General features: G+C 58.4%; 20 protein-coding genes and 1 pseudogene. 10 read left to right on the top strand and 11 right to left on the bottom strand.

Going from position 1 to position 17776, the window contains the following annotated elements:
- Nucleotides 1-29: 29 nt before the first annotated feature.
- From NKH59_RS27825 to NKH59_RS27780, 10 genes are all read right to left on the bottom strand, one after another.
- A complete protein-coding gene (locus NKH59_RS27825; RefSeq protein WP_352542687.1) occupies nucleotides 30-623 on the bottom strand; it encodes a hypothetical protein in 594 nt (197 codons plus the stop codon).
- Nucleotides 620-1204, bottom strand: coding sequence for a L,D-transpeptidase (locus NKH59_RS27820; RefSeq protein WP_353023668.1), 585 nt, complete (start codon nucleotides 1202-1204; stop codon nucleotides 620-622). The genes NKH59_RS27825 and NKH59_RS27820 overlap by 4 nt, the downstream gene beginning before the upstream one ends.
- Nucleotides 1194-2351, bottom strand: a complete 1158-nt coding sequence (locus tag NKH59_RS27815) for a CpaE/TadZ family protein (protein ID WP_352996955.1) — start codon at nucleotides 2349-2351, stop codon at nucleotides 1194-1196. Before NKH59_RS27815 ends, NKH59_RS27820 begins: the two co-directional genes overlap by 11 nt.
- The gene (locus NKH59_RS27810; RefSeq protein WP_352473002.1) at nucleotides 2348-2983 is read right to left on the bottom strand and encodes a TadE/TadG family type IV pilus assembly protein; all 636 of its coding nucleotides are present in this window, start codon (nucleotides 2981-2983) and stop codon (nucleotides 2348-2350) included. The genes NKH59_RS27815 and NKH59_RS27810 overlap by 4 nt, the downstream gene beginning before the upstream one ends.
- A 2-nt stretch (nucleotides 2984-2985) precedes the next feature.
- Nucleotides 2986-3504 carry a TadE/TadG family type IV pilus assembly protein gene (locus NKH59_RS27805; RefSeq protein ID WP_352473017.1) on the bottom strand — a complete coding sequence of 173 codons (519 nt, stop codon included), beginning with the start codon at nucleotides 3502-3504 and terminating at the stop codon, nucleotides 2986-2988.
- Nucleotides 3505-3518: 14 nt separating this feature from the next.
- Nucleotides 3519-5072 carry a TadE/TadG family type IV pilus assembly protein gene (locus tag NKH59_RS27800; protein ID WP_352542685.1) on the bottom strand — a complete coding sequence of 518 codons (1554 nt, stop codon included), beginning with the start codon at nucleotides 5070-5072 and terminating at the stop codon, nucleotides 3519-3521.
- Nucleotides 5069-5335: a hypothetical protein gene (locus NKH59_RS27795; protein ID WP_352542684.1), complete on the bottom strand. Its 267-nt coding sequence runs from the start codon at nucleotides 5333-5335 to the stop codon at nucleotides 5069-5071. Before NKH59_RS27795 ends, NKH59_RS27800 begins: the two co-directional genes overlap by 4 nt.
- A gap of 10 nt (nucleotides 5336-5345) precedes the next feature.
- Nucleotides 5346-6791, bottom strand: coding sequence for a type II and III secretion system protein family protein (locus NKH59_RS27790; protein ID WP_352542683.1), 1446 nt, complete (start codon nucleotides 6789-6791; stop codon nucleotides 5346-5348).
- A gap of 55 nt (nucleotides 6792-6846) precedes the next feature.
- Nucleotides 6847-7884: a Flp pilus assembly protein CpaB gene (cpaB, locus tag NKH59_RS27785; protein ID WP_352502861.1), complete on the bottom strand. Its 1038-nt coding sequence runs from the start codon at nucleotides 7882-7884 to the stop codon at nucleotides 6847-6849.
- A gap of 83 nt (nucleotides 7885-7967) precedes the next feature.
- On the bottom strand, nucleotides 7968-8141 hold the full coding sequence (locus NKH59_RS27780) for a Flp family type IVb pilin (protein ID WP_352472996.1): 174 nt from the start codon (nucleotides 8139-8141) through the stop codon (nucleotides 7968-7970).
- Nucleotides 8142-8670: 529 nt separating this feature from the next.
- Here NKH59_RS27780 and NKH59_RS27775 point away from each other — a divergent pair.
- The 9 genes and pseudogenes from NKH59_RS27775 (at nucleotide 8671) to NKH59_RS27735 (ending at nucleotide 16543) form a co-directional block, all read left to right on the top strand.
- Nucleotides 8671-10053, top strand: coding sequence for a TadA family conjugal transfer-associated ATPase (locus NKH59_RS27775; protein ID WP_352816887.1), 1383 nt, complete (start codon nucleotides 8671-8673; stop codon nucleotides 10051-10053).
- Nucleotides 10053-11024, top strand: a complete 972-nt coding sequence (locus tag NKH59_RS27770; RefSeq protein ID WP_352542681.1) for a type II secretion system F family protein — start codon at nucleotides 10053-10055, stop codon at nucleotides 11022-11024. Before NKH59_RS27775 ends, NKH59_RS27770 begins: the two co-directional genes overlap by 1 nt.
- A gap of 21 nt (nucleotides 11025-11045) precedes the next feature.
- Complete coding sequence (locus tag NKH59_RS27765) at nucleotides 11046-11987, top strand: type II secretion system F family protein (protein WP_502902738.1); 942 nt, start codon at nucleotides 11046-11048, stop codon at nucleotides 11985-11987.
- 54 nt (nucleotides 11988-12041) lie between these two features.
- On the top strand, nucleotides 12042-12593 hold the full coding sequence (locus NKH59_RS27760; RefSeq protein WP_353045347.1) for a tetratricopeptide repeat protein: 552 nt from the start codon (nucleotides 12042-12044) through the stop codon (nucleotides 12591-12593).
- Nucleotides 12594-12602: 9 nt separating this feature from the next.
- Nucleotides 12603-13109 (top strand): prepilin peptidase, encoded by a 507-nt coding sequence (locus NKH59_RS27755; protein WP_353023667.1) that lies wholly within the window; start codon nucleotides 12603-12605, stop codon nucleotides 13107-13109.
- 147 nt (nucleotides 13110-13256) lie between these two features.
- Complete coding sequence (locus tag NKH59_RS27750) at nucleotides 13257-14192, top strand: MBL fold metallo-hydrolase (protein WP_352996950.1); 936 nt, start codon at nucleotides 13257-13259, stop codon at nucleotides 14190-14192.
- Nucleotides 14156-14975: pseudogene (locus NKH59_RS27745) on the top strand (IS630 family transposase); the annotation flags it as partial. The gene NKH59_RS27750 and the pseudogene NKH59_RS27745, both read left to right, overlap by 37 nt.
- Before the next feature lie 121 nt (nucleotides 14976-15096).
- A complete protein-coding gene (locus NKH59_RS27740; RefSeq protein ID WP_352542677.1) occupies nucleotides 15097-15894 on the top strand; it encodes a sterol desaturase family protein in 798 nt (265 codons plus the stop codon).
- Nucleotides 15895-15913: 19 nt separating this feature from the next.
- Nucleotides 15914-16543 carry a methyltransferase family protein gene (locus NKH59_RS27735; protein WP_352816893.1) on the top strand — a complete coding sequence of 210 codons (630 nt, stop codon included), beginning with the start codon at nucleotides 15914-15916 and terminating at the stop codon, nucleotides 16541-16543.
- 34 nt (nucleotides 16544-16577) lie between these two features.
- On the opposite strand, the gene NKH59_RS27730 is transcribed toward NKH59_RS27735, so the two are convergent.
- Nucleotides 16578-16862 (bottom strand): hypothetical protein, encoded by a 285-nt coding sequence (locus NKH59_RS27730; protein ID WP_352816895.1) that lies wholly within the window; start codon nucleotides 16860-16862, stop codon nucleotides 16578-16580.
- On the opposite strand from NKH59_RS27730, the gene NKH59_RS27725 reads away from it, so the two are divergent.
- Nucleotides 16861-17550: a phosphatase PAP2 family protein gene (locus NKH59_RS27725; RefSeq protein WP_353023665.1), complete on the top strand. Its 690-nt coding sequence runs from the start codon at nucleotides 16861-16863 to the stop codon at nucleotides 17548-17550. The two genes, NKH59_RS27730 and NKH59_RS27725, sit on opposite strands and share 2 nt — an antisense overlap.
- Nucleotides 17551-17776: the final 226 nt, after the last annotated feature.

The raw sequence follows: 17776 nt of genomic DNA, 5'->3' as shown, positions 1-17776 counted from the left end.
AGCATTCTCCACGCCCCCTTACCCCGCTTCTAATCGATCTTGCGGTAATAGACCTTGCCGTCAGGCTGCTCTATGCGCCGGTAGGAGGAGCTTGGGGCAGGGGGCACCGCTGCTGCGATCTTCCTTTTGGGCGGGCGTGGTGCTTCGACGATACTGCGTTCGGTCGCTTCTTCACCATCGAGATCGCTGACCGGCTCCGCCGTGGCGCTGGTCGTCTCAACAAAAGGCTCCGCCACGGTAGAAACGTCGTCGTTGACCAGCGGCAAGTTCTGTTCTATCCGAGCAATGCTGCCGTTGATCTGGCTGAAGCTACCCTGCAGTTGATTGTCCAGTTTTTCGAACCGGCTTTGAAAGCCGTTATTGACCATGTCGAGCCGGGCCGCAATCCGTTGCTCGAACGATCCGAGCTGTTCCAGCCTCCCTTCGACAGAGCGCAGATCGTTGATGCCGCGGAAGAGATAGACCGCGGCTATTAAATTTGCGGCTGTGATCAGCAAGGTGCCTGCAGCAACAACCCCGATCATCCTGGCATTGCTCGGTTTCCCAGCGACAGCTTGCTCTATAGCTTGGGTCGCCGGCCCAATGCCGATCGCCGGCATGTCCGGGTCGCTAATCATCGTCATTGGACCACCACCTTTGCACCGACCGAGACGCGCCTGAAAAGATCGATCACATCGGTGTTGGTAAGACGAAAGCATCCCGATGTGCCGTCGAAGCCAACGCCTGAAGGGTCGTTGGTGCCGTGTATGCGATAAAGCGTGTCGTGCCCGTCTCGGGATAAGTAGAGCGCCCGTGCGCCGAGCGGATTGTAGGGACCGGCCGGCACCATCTCCGGCAGCTCCGGCTGGCGCGCGCGCATTTCTCTCGGTGGGCGCCATTCCGGCCATTCGGTCTTCGCCCCCACTTCCACGGTGCCGGTCCAGCCAAATCCGTCACGCCCGACGCTGATTTGATAGCGCAGCGCCTCACCCTCTCGGGTCACAAGATAGAGCGCCTTCTCCTGCTTGCGGATAATGATCGTGCCCGGCTGTTCCGCGGTTTGGAAAAAAACGAACTTGCGCAGGCTGGGGCCCATGGCTGGCAGCGGCGGCTGGTCCGATAGCCCGGATCGGGCATGGGCGCAGTCCCAGGACGACGCCGCCAATGCCAGGCCCATGATGCAGGCGCCCGCAAGCGTTGGAACGAAGCGATATCTAAGTGTCATCGAGCCGCTCTTTGAACATCCGCTTCAGATCCTTGTTGAAGCGTGCCCGCCCGTCCACTTCGGAAGGCATGATGGCTCGGTTCAGCGCATCGGTCAGCAGCGCATTGTCCAAGGCAACCGATTTGATGTGCGGTGCCTTGAATATCTTTTCGAGTTCGCCGCGCGAAAAGTGATTGCCGAACCATTTGCTCTTGTGCTTGTTGGCGACCAGCGTGATGTTCACCGAATTGCCGCGCAAATCGCGGATCTTCTTGTAGAGCCGCTTGCCCTGCCGCAGCGAGGCGACGTTGAGCTCGAACACGATGAAGATCGCGTCGCTCGTGGAAAGCACAGGATTCTGCCAGGGAGTTTCGATGTTGGGCAGGTCGATGACGATGTCATCGAAGCGATAGGCGACGAGGTCCAGCAGCCGGAACACGAAATCTGCGCCCTGCGGCTCGAATGGCAGTTGCGGCCTTTCGAAGGCGTACAGCGTCAGGCCGGACGGGCGCGAGAGCTTGATGACATCCATCAGTTCGACATCGAGCCGTTCCGGCTGGCCGATGATGCCGGCAAGGTCGAACTGGTTGAAGAGGTTGAGATAGGCGCCACAATTGGCGCTTTGGAAATCGAGGTCGACGAGGCAGGTCGAAGCTGCACGTTCGGTGGATTTCGAGGCCAGGAACTCCGCCGCTGATAAAGCGAGCGTCGTAGCGCCGGCGCCGCCGCTAGCGCCGATAAAGGTGATGATGCGGCTCTTGGTGCCCTGGTTGCCGGTGTCGTGGAAGGTGACCGCGTTCAGAAGCTCCTTGGCGTCAAGTGGTTTGTGCAGCCAGTCCGAGGCGTTCATTCGCACCAGGATGCGCGTCTGTTCAGAGGTCAGTTCGTCGGAAACCGCAATCAGCGGCACGGCCGCCCACAGGGCGCGCCCTTCGATAATGCCAGGCTTGCCAAGCAGCTCGCCATTGGCAAGGTCGAGGATTACGATGCCCGGCCGCGTGTCGGGGGTCGGGCCTTTGAGAAAATCATCCGTTTCTGAAATCCGGACGTCATAGATCGCCAGCGCATCGAGCCGCGTCGCCACGTCATGCTTGAACTGCGAATCAGACGAGAACAGGGCGACCTGCTTTCGTTTGGTTGGGAGAACCTTCGTGTTGATGGCGTTCATGGTGATGTGCTCTTCAGGTCTTCGCCCGTAACCGTGCTTAGCATGGACGGCATGGTGAGGTTCGCAAAGCCCATCAGCCCTTGCAGAAAGAAGAACTGAAAGGTCACGTTTTGAAGACTTACGGTGATTGTTGGCACCGGTCCGCCCAGCCGGGTCTGATAGCTCAAGCCAGTGGCGCTGTAGGTGACCACCACGTTATCGCGGCGCAAGCGCGGAAAGAAATGGCACATCCCGGGCCGTTGATTTGCTGCGAGTGGGGGACAGGCATCATCGTTGGTGTTTGCCGTGTCCCCGCGGAAGATACGGCTGAAGTTGGCGGCATTGAATGTGCCGCCGTTGGTGCAAGCTCCTGTGCCAGCAGTATATCTGCAGACGAAGGGGCCATATGCCGCGGCAACGACTGGCGCACCCGGCGTCGTCGTCGGCGCCGCAGTTGCAAGGGCCGTCGCAATTGGGTCTGAAATCGAGGCCAGCCGGGCGCCGAGTTGGACCGCCTTGGTAGCAGCGTTCCATTGGTAGAAGGCGTGACCGAAATCGATGAAACCGAGGACAAGGGCAAACAGCAGCGTCGAAACGATGGTCATTTCGACCATCGCCGCGCCGTCGTCCGAATCCGCAAAACGCTTGAACATGGTCAGAACCGGATCAGCCGCTCCTCGTGAGAGCCGTTCAACGTGATCGGGCCGATGCCGATGATCGATAGCATGCCGACCCCGCCGTACGCCAAGGTACCCGCAGCCCTGACGATACAGACCTGCGCGGTGGTTGATCGATATTGCGCGACGCCGGCAACCACAGCGTCATGGCAGGAACCGGAGGCGGCGATTGTCACCGTCACATTCGATTTCTGCCAGCCGCTGACGCGTGCACTGCCTGTTCCCGCGGCATTGCCGAACACAGCGATGTTTGCAGCGATGTCGGCGCAGTTGATCGCCGCAAGCCCGGCTTGTGTATACAATTGGCTGTTGCAGCGCGCGGCGAAGCGGCTTGCATCTGAAAGTCCGGCCTCCATCAAGAGTTTTTCGTGAATCAGATTGCCGAACTCGAACACGCCACCCGCCAAAATCAGCATCAGCGGCGTGATCAGCGTCATTTCGATGAGCACTGCACCGCGTTGATCGCATCGAAATCTATCGAGATGACGCAATAGCATTCCAATCATCGCCATCACCGGTAAAGCTGAGCTTCGTCGCGGAGGAAATTGTCTAGCGTGCCCTGGCCGCCACCCCCAGTAATGTCTACCAATTCAACCATCACGGATGCGTCTTCCGATGGCGACTTAACCGGTTCAGTCAGTAAAAAGCTTCCAAAAGCTTCCACCGGCAGATCCGTGCTGTGGCCTGACAGATCGCTGCCGGCAGCGCGGAGTGCATTGCAGTTCAGGATCGCACCGTAAATCAACCGACGGTCAACCGTCGTGACAGGGGGTTGGCAAGTTGCCGACGGGGTTCCGAACTCTCCACCAGTCGACGCCATGCCTACCAACCCGGCTGATATCTCGTAACGGTAGACCTGATAGCGCGTCGGCTTGGTCGTATTCCATGAAGATGGGTAGGCAGCGGAACCAAAGTTGGTGCTCCAGTAACCAGAGAAATTCCAATTTCCATCGCCCATTCGGCCGCCGAGGTATGGAGTGGTCGCGTCGCGTGGAAGGCCCATTGTTCCAGCTTGGGTGAATGAAAGTTGGTTCATGGAAGGACATTGGTTTGCGCTTCCTCGGGTCTTGATTGCCCCTTTGCGGACGTTCGCGGCTGGACCGTATTCAGCACTATTGAAATGGTTGCCGCTGGCTGCAATGCCGAAACGAACATTGAAGGCGTCTTGCACTGGGCCGGCGTTCTGGCCAGTTTTCGTGCTAACGTTGGCGGAACTGTAGCAACCAATCGGCCTTGATGTTGCAATCGTCTGAGCGAGGGCTTGAGCACCGTTCCCCACACCGGCCGGAGGTTCGAGGAAGCCGAAGTTACCAGGGCCAGCGGCAGCCCCATTTCCGACCTTCCTCAGTTCGATCAGTCGACGATGTACAGCCGGGTTGGAGACGGCCTGCTCAAGTGTGAATCCGCCCGCTGCATTCGTGCCGTTCACCGTCTCGTAAGGGTTGCACATAAAGACCGGCGTGAAATCGCACACGCCGGAAGTGAAGCCCGCCACAGCGACTGCGCCGACATTGAAATTGTTGCTGGCGCTGGATGACAAGAAGGAAGCCGGGAAGATTGCAGCAAACCCGACCGGGGCTACAGTGACTTCAACAAAACGGGCAAGTTTGGCGTCATTCAGCTCGTCGGTGATCACATTGGCCGGCACAATCGGGAGATTGTCGGTGGCCGGCAATGAGCGAAGATATCGGCGGGTCACTCCGGCGGAAGCGAGCGTTTGAGGAGGGCCGGCGGTCGAGAAGGTGTATCGATTGCGTACCAGCGTGGCGATCGCCCTATCAGCACGGCTGATGGAGTCCGACGTCCCATCCAGCTCAGCCGCGCCTGCCAGGGCAAACGCATCAGCCCCCTTCTGCAGATCGTTATGCAGATTGTTGAGCCGGCTCATGTCGATCACCAGCAGAGAAAATCCGATGATCGCCGGCAGCATGACGCTTACCAGTATCAGCGCTATTCCCCTCTGATCGTGCCAGAACGCGCGAATAATACGCAGCATGGCCTTGCTCTTTTTGCTCCTGGACGCCAGGATTCCTTGTTTACCTGACGCGCTGATCCTTCTGTTCAATCCGCCGTGTCTTGCGGCGTCCCGACATTGACCGTGATGGCCGGCGGCGGCGGTGGTGGCGGTGGGAACTTGTAACTCTGGGCAAGAGCAGCAGCGCGTGCGCCATCCCCTTCAATAGCGGTCTTTTTCGACGCCGGATTGAGCGGATCGACTGTCTGCAGAAGCGAATTGTATTTCTGGGTGTCGCCTGCGGCCAGTGTCACCGTGTCGTAGCGGTTTAGATAGTCGGCGCAGCCCGTCAGCCCGCTGGCACACAAAAGCATGATCAACATCCTATTTCTTGACATAGATCATTTTGTCCTTGGATTTCAGGTCGAGCATGTGGCCATAGGGGCCGACGACGCCTTCGCCCAGTTCATATTTGCGCACCATGTCCTTGGTTACTTCCAGTTGGCCGAGCACGAAAAATTCCGGGTCGTTGGCCGGCCGTGTCTTGTCGAATGGGGTCGCCAGTTGCTCGCCGGGTTTCACCGGGCGCACGATGTGCGGGGTGACGATGACGACCAGTTCGGTCTCTTCCTTCTGATTGCTTGAATTGTGGAACAGCGCGCCGACGATCGGCACTTGGCCCAGCCATGGCACCTGCCTCTGGATTTTGGTATTCTTGCTGGACAAGAGCCCGCCGACGGCGAAACTCTGGCCGTCGCGCAACTCGACGACGGTCGCCAGCTTGCGGGTGGTGAAGATCGGGTCGCCAGCCGGCGTGAAGCCGTTCAGGTCGCTTACCTCCGGCGCTAGCTTGATATGGATCTTGTCGTCGTTGAGCACGATCGGCGTGAACTGCAGATTCACGCCGAACTGCTTGTACACAATGTTGATCTGGCCGTCGCTGTCGAGGCTGCGGATGGGCACTTCACCGCCGGCGTTGAAGCTGGCCGGCTCGCCGGAAAGCGTGGTGAGATTGGGCTCGGCCAACATGCGCACGACACCCTTTGCCTCAAGCGCCTCGATGATCAGATCGACCTTGATGTTGCTGTCGATGACGCGAGTGATCAGCGCCGCGAACGGATTGGTGTTCGAGAGCAGGCCAGTGAGCAGACCGCCCGGTCCGAGCACAACGTTATCTTCATCGACGGCGGCAATGCCCGTTCCAGTTCGGGTCGTTCCGCTGTTGTTCGTGCTCCTGATCGACACACCAAGGTCGCGACCGGCATTGCGCTTGGCCTCGAGCACGCGCACTTCCAGATTCACTTGCTGGCTGTCATCAACGGTAACGGCATTGATAATCGCGTCGGGACCGTATTGCTGGGCCACTTCCAGGATCGACGCCAGCGTCGCGCCGTCTTTCACATGCCCGCCGAGCCGGACCTTGCCATTGACCGAGCCGATATCGATCCGCGATCTGGGCGCTACCTGCCGAATTGCTTGCGCCATATCGTTGACGTCGACGCCGACCTCGATCTGGATTACGCCAAGCGAGCGCTTGTCTTCGGAAAAGAGATTGACGGTTGTGGTACCGGCGCCCTTGGCAATGACGTAGAGCGTCTTGTCCGTCATCGGCTGGGCATCTGCGATCTTCTCGTCGGCGACGACGATATCGCCAAGAGTGGCATTCACCTCAATCGTCAGCGATTGCGACATGGGCAGGAAGACACGATGGACCTTGGGGTTCGACACGTCGATACGGCGATCGGCTGCCGTAGCCTCAAGGCCGATCGGCAGTAATATCACCGAACAGGCCAGCGCGGCGGCTGCCAGTGTTTCCCGGACCGTTCGCATCTACATTCCCCCCTTTGGCGGCTCTTCGGACGCTCTTTATCTCAACATACCAGAGTTATCTTTGTCGCGGTACGTCATATTTTTCGAGCTTCACGCCCCGAAAAACGCCGATAGTCGCACGGGCTGACGGCTCCGGCTGCACATATTTGATCACTTCCTTAACGACCTCTTGCGCTTCGGGTGCCGAGGTCACGGCCGGAGCAGGCTTTGCTTTGCTCAAGTCGTCGAGCCGGTTTCCGACCTGTTCGACGGCCCGAGTCAGGCCATTGATCTTGTCGTCCGCGCGCTTGCGCTCGGCTGCCGCAGCAGCATCGGCCGTCGCCTGCCTGGCGAGTTCGGCCTGCCTGGCTGCGACATCGGCCGGCGTTTCGCCGGTCAGGTCGGAAAGCGTGATGCGTTGGGTGATCTCGTCCTTGCCGGCGGCTGCCTGGCGAAGCGCGAGCGACAACTGGCCGGCGCCGGCGGCCAGCGTCAGCTTCTGGGCGTCCTTGGTGCTAGCCTCGACAGTCACCGATTTCACCACCGTCGGGCTGTCGGTGCTTTCATCGGCGACCTGGTCGACGGCGAGCACCTTCATGCTCTGCAACAGCACGTCGACGAAACTCTGGTCTGCATCTCCAGGGTTGCGCACGGTGCGCGTCAGGAGCACATCGACCCGATCACCTGGGAAAACGAATCCTGCGACGCCGAGCACATCGTTGACTCTGATGGAAACAGCTTTCATGCCTTCGCCGAGCACCGCCGAAAGCGTGGCGCGCTGGCCGGGGCCGGTAATCTTGGTGGCGAGAACGGGTTCATTGGCGCCGATCGCCTGCAGCGCCTGCTTTGTGCCTTCGCCAGCGAGTAGATCTTTTGTCGTCTTGAAAGCCCCGGCCGGAACCGCGCCCGCCGGCCATGTGATTTCACGCAGCTTGTCGGCCGACAGCGTGTCGCCGAATTTCAAAGATACGGCCGCCACCACGACGGTATCGCGCGGCACGTCCGTCTTCGCCATAGCGCTGCGTTGGCTGGTCAGCCAGATATTGGCGAGAACCACTGCGAGCACGCCGAATACGCCGGCGAGAACGATCATGATGACAGTGTTTGCACGCACTTTCTTTTCCCGCCAGACTCCGTTCACCCACCACCTGGATCGACGCCGGGGACCTCCCCGGCGTCGATGATAGGACTAAGCTATCACGGCAATAACGCGTAAAGCCCCGTCCATTGGGTGCTGACCCAGCCACCGACAAGAATGATCGTGGCGATCACCGCCACGGTGATGATGCCGAGCAGGATGGTATATTCGACCATGGCGGCGCCGTGTTCGTCGTCGCGGAACTGCCGGGTCATCGTCATGAGCTTTTTCATGCCAATTTCTCCCTTTGGAGGTTCAAACCCTGACGAGACGAGCCAAGGATGAAATCGCATACCTGAGCATCCTCCGTCGACCTAATCCTAGGGGCCGATAAAAAGCAGAGTCAAATATGTTAGTGGTTCTTTAACTTATTTATACCTGTGCTATGCCTGAAATGGTAATATCGTTTCGAGGTCTCTCTGCAGCAAGACGTTGATTCTGCCTGCTTTTCGCCCGTCTTTAACCATCCGTTCACAATTTCGCCGCGTCTGTGGCAGAAGCGAGGCGATATTAGCAGATAGGCATATGCCATTATATCCAAGGGCTTGCCAGAGCCAGTAAGGGCCATCGTGGCCAAAAAGACGCAGGGCGATGTTTTGGCAGGCCCTTGTATATTTACGGTCGGACGCCTCGTTCGAATAGATGAGATGTTTTTTCGACCTGGATGTTAAATATGCACGAAGTATTGAGTTCGGGAACGTGCTCGGTGCCTGCTGTCTTGCGGGTATTCCCCCCAAGGCGTGTCCAAAGGGGTAGCGCAAAATGCTGGGCCGATTCACGAAAGGGCCAAGCGAGCCGCGGGTCGAGCCGAAGCTTGATCCGATCGTGCCGGCAGTCCCCGTACTGTCCCGTTCTGCGGAATTCGAATCGCCGGGGGATGATTTCCTTACGCTCAAGGTCGAGCTCCACCGCCACTTGATTGATCGCTTCAACCTGACGGCCCTTGAAAGTGCGTCCAAGGAGGAAATCCTGAACGAGATCCGCCCCATCGTGCGGGAATTCGTTCGTGCTCGCAACGTGCCGCTTAACGCCCGCGAACTTGACCAATTGACCAGCGACACCGCTGACGAGATGCTCGGGCTGGGTCCGATCGAGCCTTTGCTCAAGGATGATTCGATTTCCGATATTCTGATCAACACCCACAAGCGAGTCTTCATCGAGCGGCGTGGAGTCATAGAGGAGACGGCGATCCGCTTTCGCGATGAAGCCCATCTGCTACGTGTCATCAACAAGATCGTCTCGGCTATCGGCCGGCGTGTCGATGAATCGGCGCCAATGGTCGATGCGCGGCTGGAAGATGGGTCGCGAGTCAATATAGCTGTGCGGCCGATCTCGGTGGATGGCCCGCTGGTCTCGATTCGCAAGTTCTCCAAGAACCCCTATTCGCTCGAACGTCTGATGGCGTTTAATTCGATCCGGCAACCGATGGTCGACCTGTTGCGCATTGCCGTGCAGGCCCGCAAGTCGATCCTGGTTTCGGGCGGCACAGGCAGCGGCAAGACGACCCTGCTCAATGCCCTGTCGAGCTACATCCCAGCCAGGGAGCGCCTGATCACCATCGAGGACGCAGCGGAACTGCAACTGCAGCAGCCGCATGTGGGCCGTCTCGAGACGCGTCCGCCCAATGTTGAGGGCAAGGGCGAAGTTCGCCAGCGCGAATTGCTAAAAAATGCGCTTCGCATGCGGCCGGACCGCATCATCGTCGGCGAGGTGCGCGGCGAGGAAGCCTTCGACATGCTGCAGGCTATGAACACCGGCCATGAAGGTTCAATGACCACCATTCATGCCAACACGCCCCGAGATGCGATATCGCGATTGGAACAGATGGTCGGTATGGCCGGCATGCCGATGAGCCACGATTCAATACGGGCTCAGATTGCCTCGGCCATCGACATCATTGTGCAGACGCAACGGCTTTCCGATGGTGGAAGGCGGGTTGTTTCCATATCAGAACTCACCGGTATGGAAGGCAATGTCGTACAGGTTCAGGAACTTTACCATTTCGTCCGCCGCGATGTGAATGCCGAGGGCCAGATCGTTGGTGAATTTCGGGCGACCGGCATTCGTCCGCGCTTTGCCCAGGAAGCGGCGACCCTTGGCCATCAGTTCGCCAAGGACGCGTTCAACCCACAGGTCCCGCTCTAATGTTGACCGGCCAGACATTGCTCTACTTCATCTATGTACTGGCGGCTGCGTCGCTCATCCTCGCGGCCGAGGCTCTGTATGTGACTTACTCCAAGCGGCGCTCAACGGTCAGCACGATCAACCGTCGACTGAAGCGGCTCGCCGACGACGCTCCGGCCGAACAGACCTTGCAGCGATTGCTGCAAGAACGTGGGCTTACCAGCTCGGGCGACTTTCTTTTCAATGCGGTCGGCCTGAACAGGCTGTACACGCAATCCGGCGTTACCGGAAATCCGCTGTCGTTCGTCGCGACATTTGCTCTCGGTGGACTGGCCCTGGCACTGGTATTTGCGTTCCTGCTGCACTTCTCCGCCGTGTTTTCGTTTATCATCTTTCTGCTCATCGTATTCCTCCTGCCGTTTCTGGTTCTCCGCCGCGCGCGCGCCAGGCGAATCCAGAAATTCGCGAAGCAATTGCCGGATGCCCTTGAGATGATCGTGCGTTCGCTGCGTGCCGGTCATCCGACTTCCGTGGCTATAAGCCTTGTTGCACGAGAAATGCCTGATCCGCTGGGCACCGAATTCGGCATTGTTTCCGACGAGATCACCTTTGGCCTCAGCCTTGAAAACGCGGTGCGAAAACTCTCGCAGCGCGTCGGTTTCGAAGGTCTGCATTTGCTGTCGGTGTCGCTGTCGATTCAGGCCAAGACCGGCGGCAACCTTACCGAAATTCTGTCGAATCTCTCAGTGGTGCTGCGCGAAAGGCAGAAACTCAGGTTGAAGATTCGGGCGCTCTCTGCCGAGGGGCGAATGTCCGCGTGGATCATTTCCCTGTTTCCTCTTTTGATGCTCGCCATCCTCACGGGCCTAGCCCCCAGCTACTACGGTGATGTATGGGGCAGCCCCTTGATCATGCCTGTGTTCTTGGTTTTCGGGTTCTGGGCGCTGCTCGGCGACTTCATCATGTACCGTATGGTCAATTTCGATTTTTGAGCGATCGGAGCTATAGAAGTTGTGACCCAGGATCTGAGCCTTCTGGTGTCCATCGCCGTCTTCCTGGCGGCCGTAGCGCTGTTTCTGGTGGGCGCGCTCGTCGTCTTGCCGGCGCTGCAGACGAGGAAACTGGTTGCGCAAAGCCTGCTGGCAGAGGGCATTCCCAACCGCCGCTCGCTTTTGGGCCAGGAAGAACTGGCCAAGATTTCAGCACAGCGGCCGGTCGACGCCTATTTCAGATCGATCGAAAAGGAACGTGACGAGCCAAGTGCGCTGGACGCAAAACTTTTTCGCGCCGGCTTCTATCAGTCAAGCGCGCCATTGATCTATACTCTGTCACGCCTTGGCGCGGTCTGTCTTGGCTTTTCCGTGACGTATGCGCTCCTGTCGCGGATGTTGCCACCCGAACTTCCCGGTCTTGTCGCCTTTGCAGGCTCTGCCCTGCTTGGGCTGGGATGCATCGTGATTCCGAGCATCGCTCTCGATCGGTTCGAAAAGGGACAAAAACAGATATATCGTCGCGGCTTTCCGGATTTCATGGACATGATGATCACCTGTGCCGATGCCGGCATGAGCCTCGAAGCGGCTGTCGAGCGTGTCGGCAGCGAACTGGCTGGCACCCATAGATGGCTCGGCATCCAACTCGCAATCATGAATCTTCAGTTGCGCGCGGGCAAGCCGTTGCGCGAGGCCCTGCGCGAATTATCCGACCGCGTTGGACTGGAGGAGGCGCGCGCGCTGGCTGTGCTGTTCCGTCAATCGGAAGAGCTCGGTACCAGTTTGACGGACGCCTTGCGCGTCTACAGCGACGAAATGCGGGGACAAAGAATTCTCTTCGCCGAGGAACGCGCCAATGCTTTGCCTGTCAAGATGATGATACCGCTGGGGCTATGCATCTTTCCTGTTGTGATGATGGTCGTGATGCTTCCGGTGATCATTCGAATGAAGGGCATTTTCTTCTAGACAGGGATGTGCTTTGGTCAGGGGACCGGATCGGCAAGATCCCTGGGGGATAAAATGAAAAGGCCAATGTGCCTCGTTGCCGCTGCCAGTTTGCTGGTTGTCGTGCTTTCCGGTTGTCAGTCGAATGCGACGGACCCAACGGGGGTCGTCCGGACTAACGAGCCGGCGAAAGTGGAGCTTACTGCCTTCGGCGATGCCTTCGACGGACTGAAGACGGTCAGCGACGTCGAATATTATGCCTCCGACCAAGCCGTTGCCGAAGCCAAGAACCAGTTCCGCTCGGAAAATTATGGCAATGCGGGCGCCCTGTTCTACAAGGCGACGCAACTCGCCCCCAACGACGGTGCCGCATGGCTGGGCCTCGCCGCCTGCAGCGACCGCATCCACCGCTTCGATCTCGCCGACAGGGCCTATGGCCAGGCCTTCCGGCTCATTGGGCCAACGCCCGAATATTACAACAATGTCGGCTATTCCTATCTGCTGCGCGGCAAGCTGCAGGACGCGCGCAGTAATTTCCTCAAAGCATACGAACTGGCTCCCAATGATCCGACCGTCGCCAACAATTTGCGACTCCTGTCGTCCAGCGTGAAGAATCTCGAACGGTAAGGCGCTAGCATGTTGCTTGCCGGAGCGCTGCTGATGAAGGGGCTAGCGGTTCCTTTGCTGGCAAGGATTGCATGGCTCGACTTCACGACCCAAAAAATATCTAACCGTGACGTGCTGCTGCTTTTGTGTCTTGGGCTGGGTTCGCTGCAGGTTATGTCGATCCTCAGCGGGTCGTGGTGGAACATGGGCCTGAGCGCGGTTGCCGGCCTACTGCTGTTCGTGGCGCTTTTCTTGTTGTGGGCCATGCGCAAGGTCGGCGCTGGCGATGTCAAACTGATGGCGGTGGTTTCGTTTCTGATCGGCGGCAGCGGGCTTCTGGTGTTTTCCGTGCTGTTGCTGGTCTTCGCGCTTGCGACCGCGTTAGTCGTGAAGAATCCCTTGATGCTGCCCGAAGGGGCCTTCCGCGTCTACGTTCAGCATCTGGACCGCAAAGGCGTCGTCCCCTTCGGCGTGCCGATCTCGATCGCTGCTATCTGCACGCTGGCGCTACAGATCTATGGCAACGCACGGTTCTAGTGGTTAAGATCTAACGATTGGTACCCGATCGTAAGCGCGGCCACATCGCGAGCGCCTCCGTCTTCCTATCGGAAGAAAGGTCTGACGCCATCTTGCCGCAAATGTTATATCTAGCGATCCGTCCTCGGTCGAAGAAGGATCGCATCAATGGACGATTGGAGAATCGGGAATATCTGGGTAACCAGAATTCTGGAGATGTGCGACCCTCTGCGGACGCCGTCGGAATGGTTCCCCGACTGCACCGACGAAGCACTCGAACCGCATCTTCATTGGCTCACGCCCCGATTGATATCGCCGGCAACCGGCCGGCTTATTCTTCCCATCCAGAGTTTTCTGGTTCGTACCGGCCACCACACCATTCTGGTCGACAGTTGCGTCGGCAACGACAAGACGTGCGCATACTTCCGGCATTGGCATCGCCGCAACGACGGCACCTTTTTGGCGCGCCTGGCGAATGCAGGTGTTGCTCCCGAGCAGATCGACTATGTGCTGTGCACCCATCTTCATATCGACCATTGCGGCTGGAACACACGATTGGTGGACGGGCGTTGGATACCGACATTCCCGAACGCCCGCTACATCATGGCGCGGCGCGAGTTCGAGGCCGCACAGGCCGCCTCCGGCGATGCCGACGAACGGACCTATGAGGACAATGTGCTGCCAATCGTCGAGGCTGGTCGGGCTGTGCTTGTCGATATGGATTATGAACTCGATGGCGAAGTGTGGCTGGAGCCGACGCCGGGCCACACCCCGGGGCACGTAGCCATCGGGCTGAGATCTCGAGGCGTAGGGGCAGTGTTTTCCGGCGATCTCATGCATTGGCCGATGCAATGCATATACCCCGACTGGAGCTTTCGGTACGACACGGACCCTGACCAGGCACGTCGGACGCGGTGGGCATTCCTGGAGGCTTGCTCGGACAATGGACGTATCGTCATGACATCGCATTTTCCCTTGCCGTCGGTGGGAACTATCTTGCGACGCCAGTCATCATTCTGGTTCGAGGATCATCAGCCGCCACAATCGCCGAGGACGCCGACCACGCGCTCGGACCCGAGGTGGCCGAGCGCGTGGTGGCGCTGACGCTTGTCAATCTGCCGGGCGAGACGACGCACTGGACCGCCGACATGATGGCGCAAGCGGCTGGCATCAGCGCAAGCGCTGTGCGTCGCATCTGGAAGGCGCACGGGCTGCAGCCCAACCGCTGGCGCCAGTTCAAGCTTTCCAACGATCCGCAGTTCGTCGATAAACTGCGCGACGTCGTCGGCCTCTATGTCGATCCGCCTGCTCACGCCATCGTGCTGTCGGTCGACGAGAAGAGCCAGATCCAGGCGCTCGACCGCACCCAACCCGGCCTGCCCATGAAGAAGGGTAGGCTCGGCACCATGACTCACGACTACAAGCGGAATGGCACGACCACACTGTTTGCCGCCCTCCAACGTGCTCGACGGCTCCGTTATCGGCAAGAACATGCAGCGGCATCGCCATCAGGAATTCATCCGCTTTCTCAACGCCATCGAGGCGCAAATGCCGGCCAGCAAGGCCGTCCACGTCGTCCTCGACAACTACGCCGCTCACAAACACCCCAAGGTGCGGGCCTGGCTCGGCCGCCATCAGCGCTTCACCTTCCACTTCACACCGACCTCATGCTCGTGGCTCAACGCGGTCGAGGGCTTCTTCGCAAAACTGTCGAAGCGTCGCCTCAAACGAGGCGTCTTCCACTCCGTCGTCGACCTCCAGGCCGCAATCAACCGCTTCCTCGAAGAGCACAACCAGCAACCAAAGCCCTTCAGTTGGACCGCCGATCCCGACAAGATCATTGCCGCCGTCAAACGCGGGCACCAAGTGTTAGATTCCATCCACTAGGCGGGCTCTCAGCCTGACATGTTTGGCGCGCAAATTACCTTTTCAACTAATCTCCGAGAACCATTAGCTTGCGCTCAAGTTGGCGAAGTGCTTGGATTGCGTCTTGCCGGCGGGACGCCGTATGGACATTCTGAATATCAAAGCGCTCTTAATTGCGGTTCTGATCTTCGTTCCGATCGAATACCTGTTCGCTCTGCGCCCCCATCAAAAGATACTCAGGAAAGCCTTTTTCAACGATCTCATCTATGCGCTGTTTAATGGCATCCCGATAAGCCTTGGCCTGATCGCGGCTCTCACGCTAGCAACGAGTACGGTGGGGCGGCTGGTGCCGGCCTATGTCGGCAGCGCAGTATCATCGCAACCTGTTTGGCTCCAGGTATCAGAGATCATTGTCATTGCGGACGTTGGCTTTTACCTGGCCCACCGCACCTTTCACGCCGTTCCCTTTTTGTGGCGCTTCCATTCGATTCATCATAGCATTGAAGAACTGGACTGGTTGGCGGCGCACAGGATTCATCCTGTTGACCAGGCTCTGACAAAGAGCGCGTCGCTCGTGCCTGTATATCTGCTGGGTTTCAGCAGTCCGGCGATCGCCCTGTTTGCAATAATTTTTCACGTCCACGGACTTTTGCTGCACGCCAACGTCAGGCTGAACATCGGCCCGCTTCGGTGGTTGATCGCGTCACCCCAGTTCCATCATTGGCATCACGCTCACGAGCGCGCGGCATACGACAAGAACTTCGCAGGTCAACTTTCATTGATCGATGCGCTCCTCGGAACCATGTACCTGCCCGGTAACGCTGTCCCGGAGCGCTATGGCGTCGATGATCCGATTCCATCAACTTACGTCGAGCAACTCGCCTATCCAGTGATCCCGAAGGGCAGAATCAATGAAGCTCCCTCCACCAGAGATACGTGATTTCGTCGGGCGTGCAACGATGACACTCTACTTCACGTTCTGCGCGACTTTGAAGGCCGAAACGTTCTTGGTAGCTCTTGCCGGCGCAGAATGGACAGTGGCGTGGATTATCCATCTCACCGCAGATGTCGCCGCTGTCGGCTTTCTCGTGCTCATCGTTGGAATGACAGTGGCGCGTCTTCCGCCCCTGGGAACAGCGCAGGGAATTGAACCGCGAATCTCCGCGCTCATCGGATGCTTTGCCACCGCAACTTTGATCGCGGTCCCTCGCATCCAGGCAGCTCCGCAGATCGAGTTTGTTGCGGACCTGACCACCATAGTTGGTTTCGCGCTTTGCATCTTGTGCCTGTGGTGGCTCGGCAGATCCTTCAGCATCACTGCGCAGGCCAGACGGCTCGTCACGGCAGGCCCTTACCAGATCGTGCGCCACCCGCTCTACGTCTGCGAAGCGATCGTCTTGGTCGGTATTCTTCTCGGCAATGCGACATGGGCGACCGTCGGAATCTGCGCCATTGCCCTCGCTTTCCAATATCGGCGGCTCGTAAACGAGGAGAGGGTCTTGCGAGCGGTGTTCCCCGAATACGATGCGTATGGGCAGACCACGCCAATGCTCATTCCATCTTTATCCTCATTGTACTGGTGGCAGTGACTGTGCCCCATGCTGATCCGCAGTCTACTCGAAATCACTTAGTAATTATTGCCTTGGCTACAGCTCTTTTCGGGTTGATCGACATTTTGTGGCTGCCATTTTCCACAGTGGATTTTTCACCGAGGAACTGGATTGACATAGGCAAGGTGGCCCTTGTCCTCAGTGCATCTTGGATGGCATCGGCAATTGCGCTCCACAGAGTGCGATCTGACACAAGCCCAATTGCGAGCGTAATCAAATATCTTTGTGGCTGCCTGAGAATTGTGGTCGTTTCCGCAGCAGCTTTCATTCCGCTCGCCATCACCACGACCGTCTTCATGTACCTGGCGTCGGCCACCTCAAGGCCTCTGGCGGACCCGGTTCTAGCTTCTATCGATTCCGCCCTCGGTTTCGACTGGCAGTGGTTCCTCGCGACGACCAACAAGCCAATTACAGCATCCGTCCTGGTTTTTGCTTATCACGCCCTCGCGTTCCAAATGCCGTTCGTTCTGTTAATCCTCGCGGTGACAAACCAAGGAGAACGAGCACTGGAGTTTGTCGCTCTTCTAGCGGTTGCTTCGGTTTTCACGGGCGCAATGATGGCTTTGGTCCCAGCAGAAGGCGCTTATGCCTATTTCAAGCCGGCGCCGGGGCAATTTTCGAACTTCACCACTGATGCCGGAATGTGGCACCATCAAGTGCTTATGGCGCTGCGATCAGGCGAGCCGTTTGATCTGATTATGGCCAAAGGCACAGGGCTCGTCACGTTCCCGTCGTTCCACACGGCACTTGGATTGGCAGTGGTCTATGCCGCGCGGACCATCCGGCCACTTTTTATCGTGTTGGCCACGGTGAATGCCGCCATGATCGTGGCCACTCTGCCTGAAGGCGGTCATCATTTAATAGATGTAATCGCCGGCGTAGTCATCGGCATTCTCTCCATCATTGCAGTCAAGATGCCAAGCTATGTACGCGGAAAGGCCGACGGCGTTGCGAGATCAGCCGTGGGATCGGACGCGGACCACTGAGTTGGCCAGGGCCGTTGCCCTTCAGCTGCCTGGCAATGTCGTGGCGGCGGTGAGACACGGGGAGGAGGACCGCCGCCCTGCGGCCGCATCTGCATACACAGGAAGACGATCAACATCTCCACCGTGCTCGCCGGCCAGAGGGTACCCATCCGGTGAAGACCGCAGACGTGTATCCGGCGGCCATGAGCACCTGAGCACCGCGGTGCCGGCGTCAAGCTTTCTTTGG

The organism is Mesorhizobium sp. M0998, from assembly GCF_040318885.1.
Lineage (GTDB): Bacteria > Pseudomonadota > Alphaproteobacteria > Rhizobiales > Rhizobiaceae > Mesorhizobium.
The sequence above is the reverse complement of the archived record's forward strand: the minus strand, read 5'-3'. Positions and strand labels throughout refer to the sequence as shown.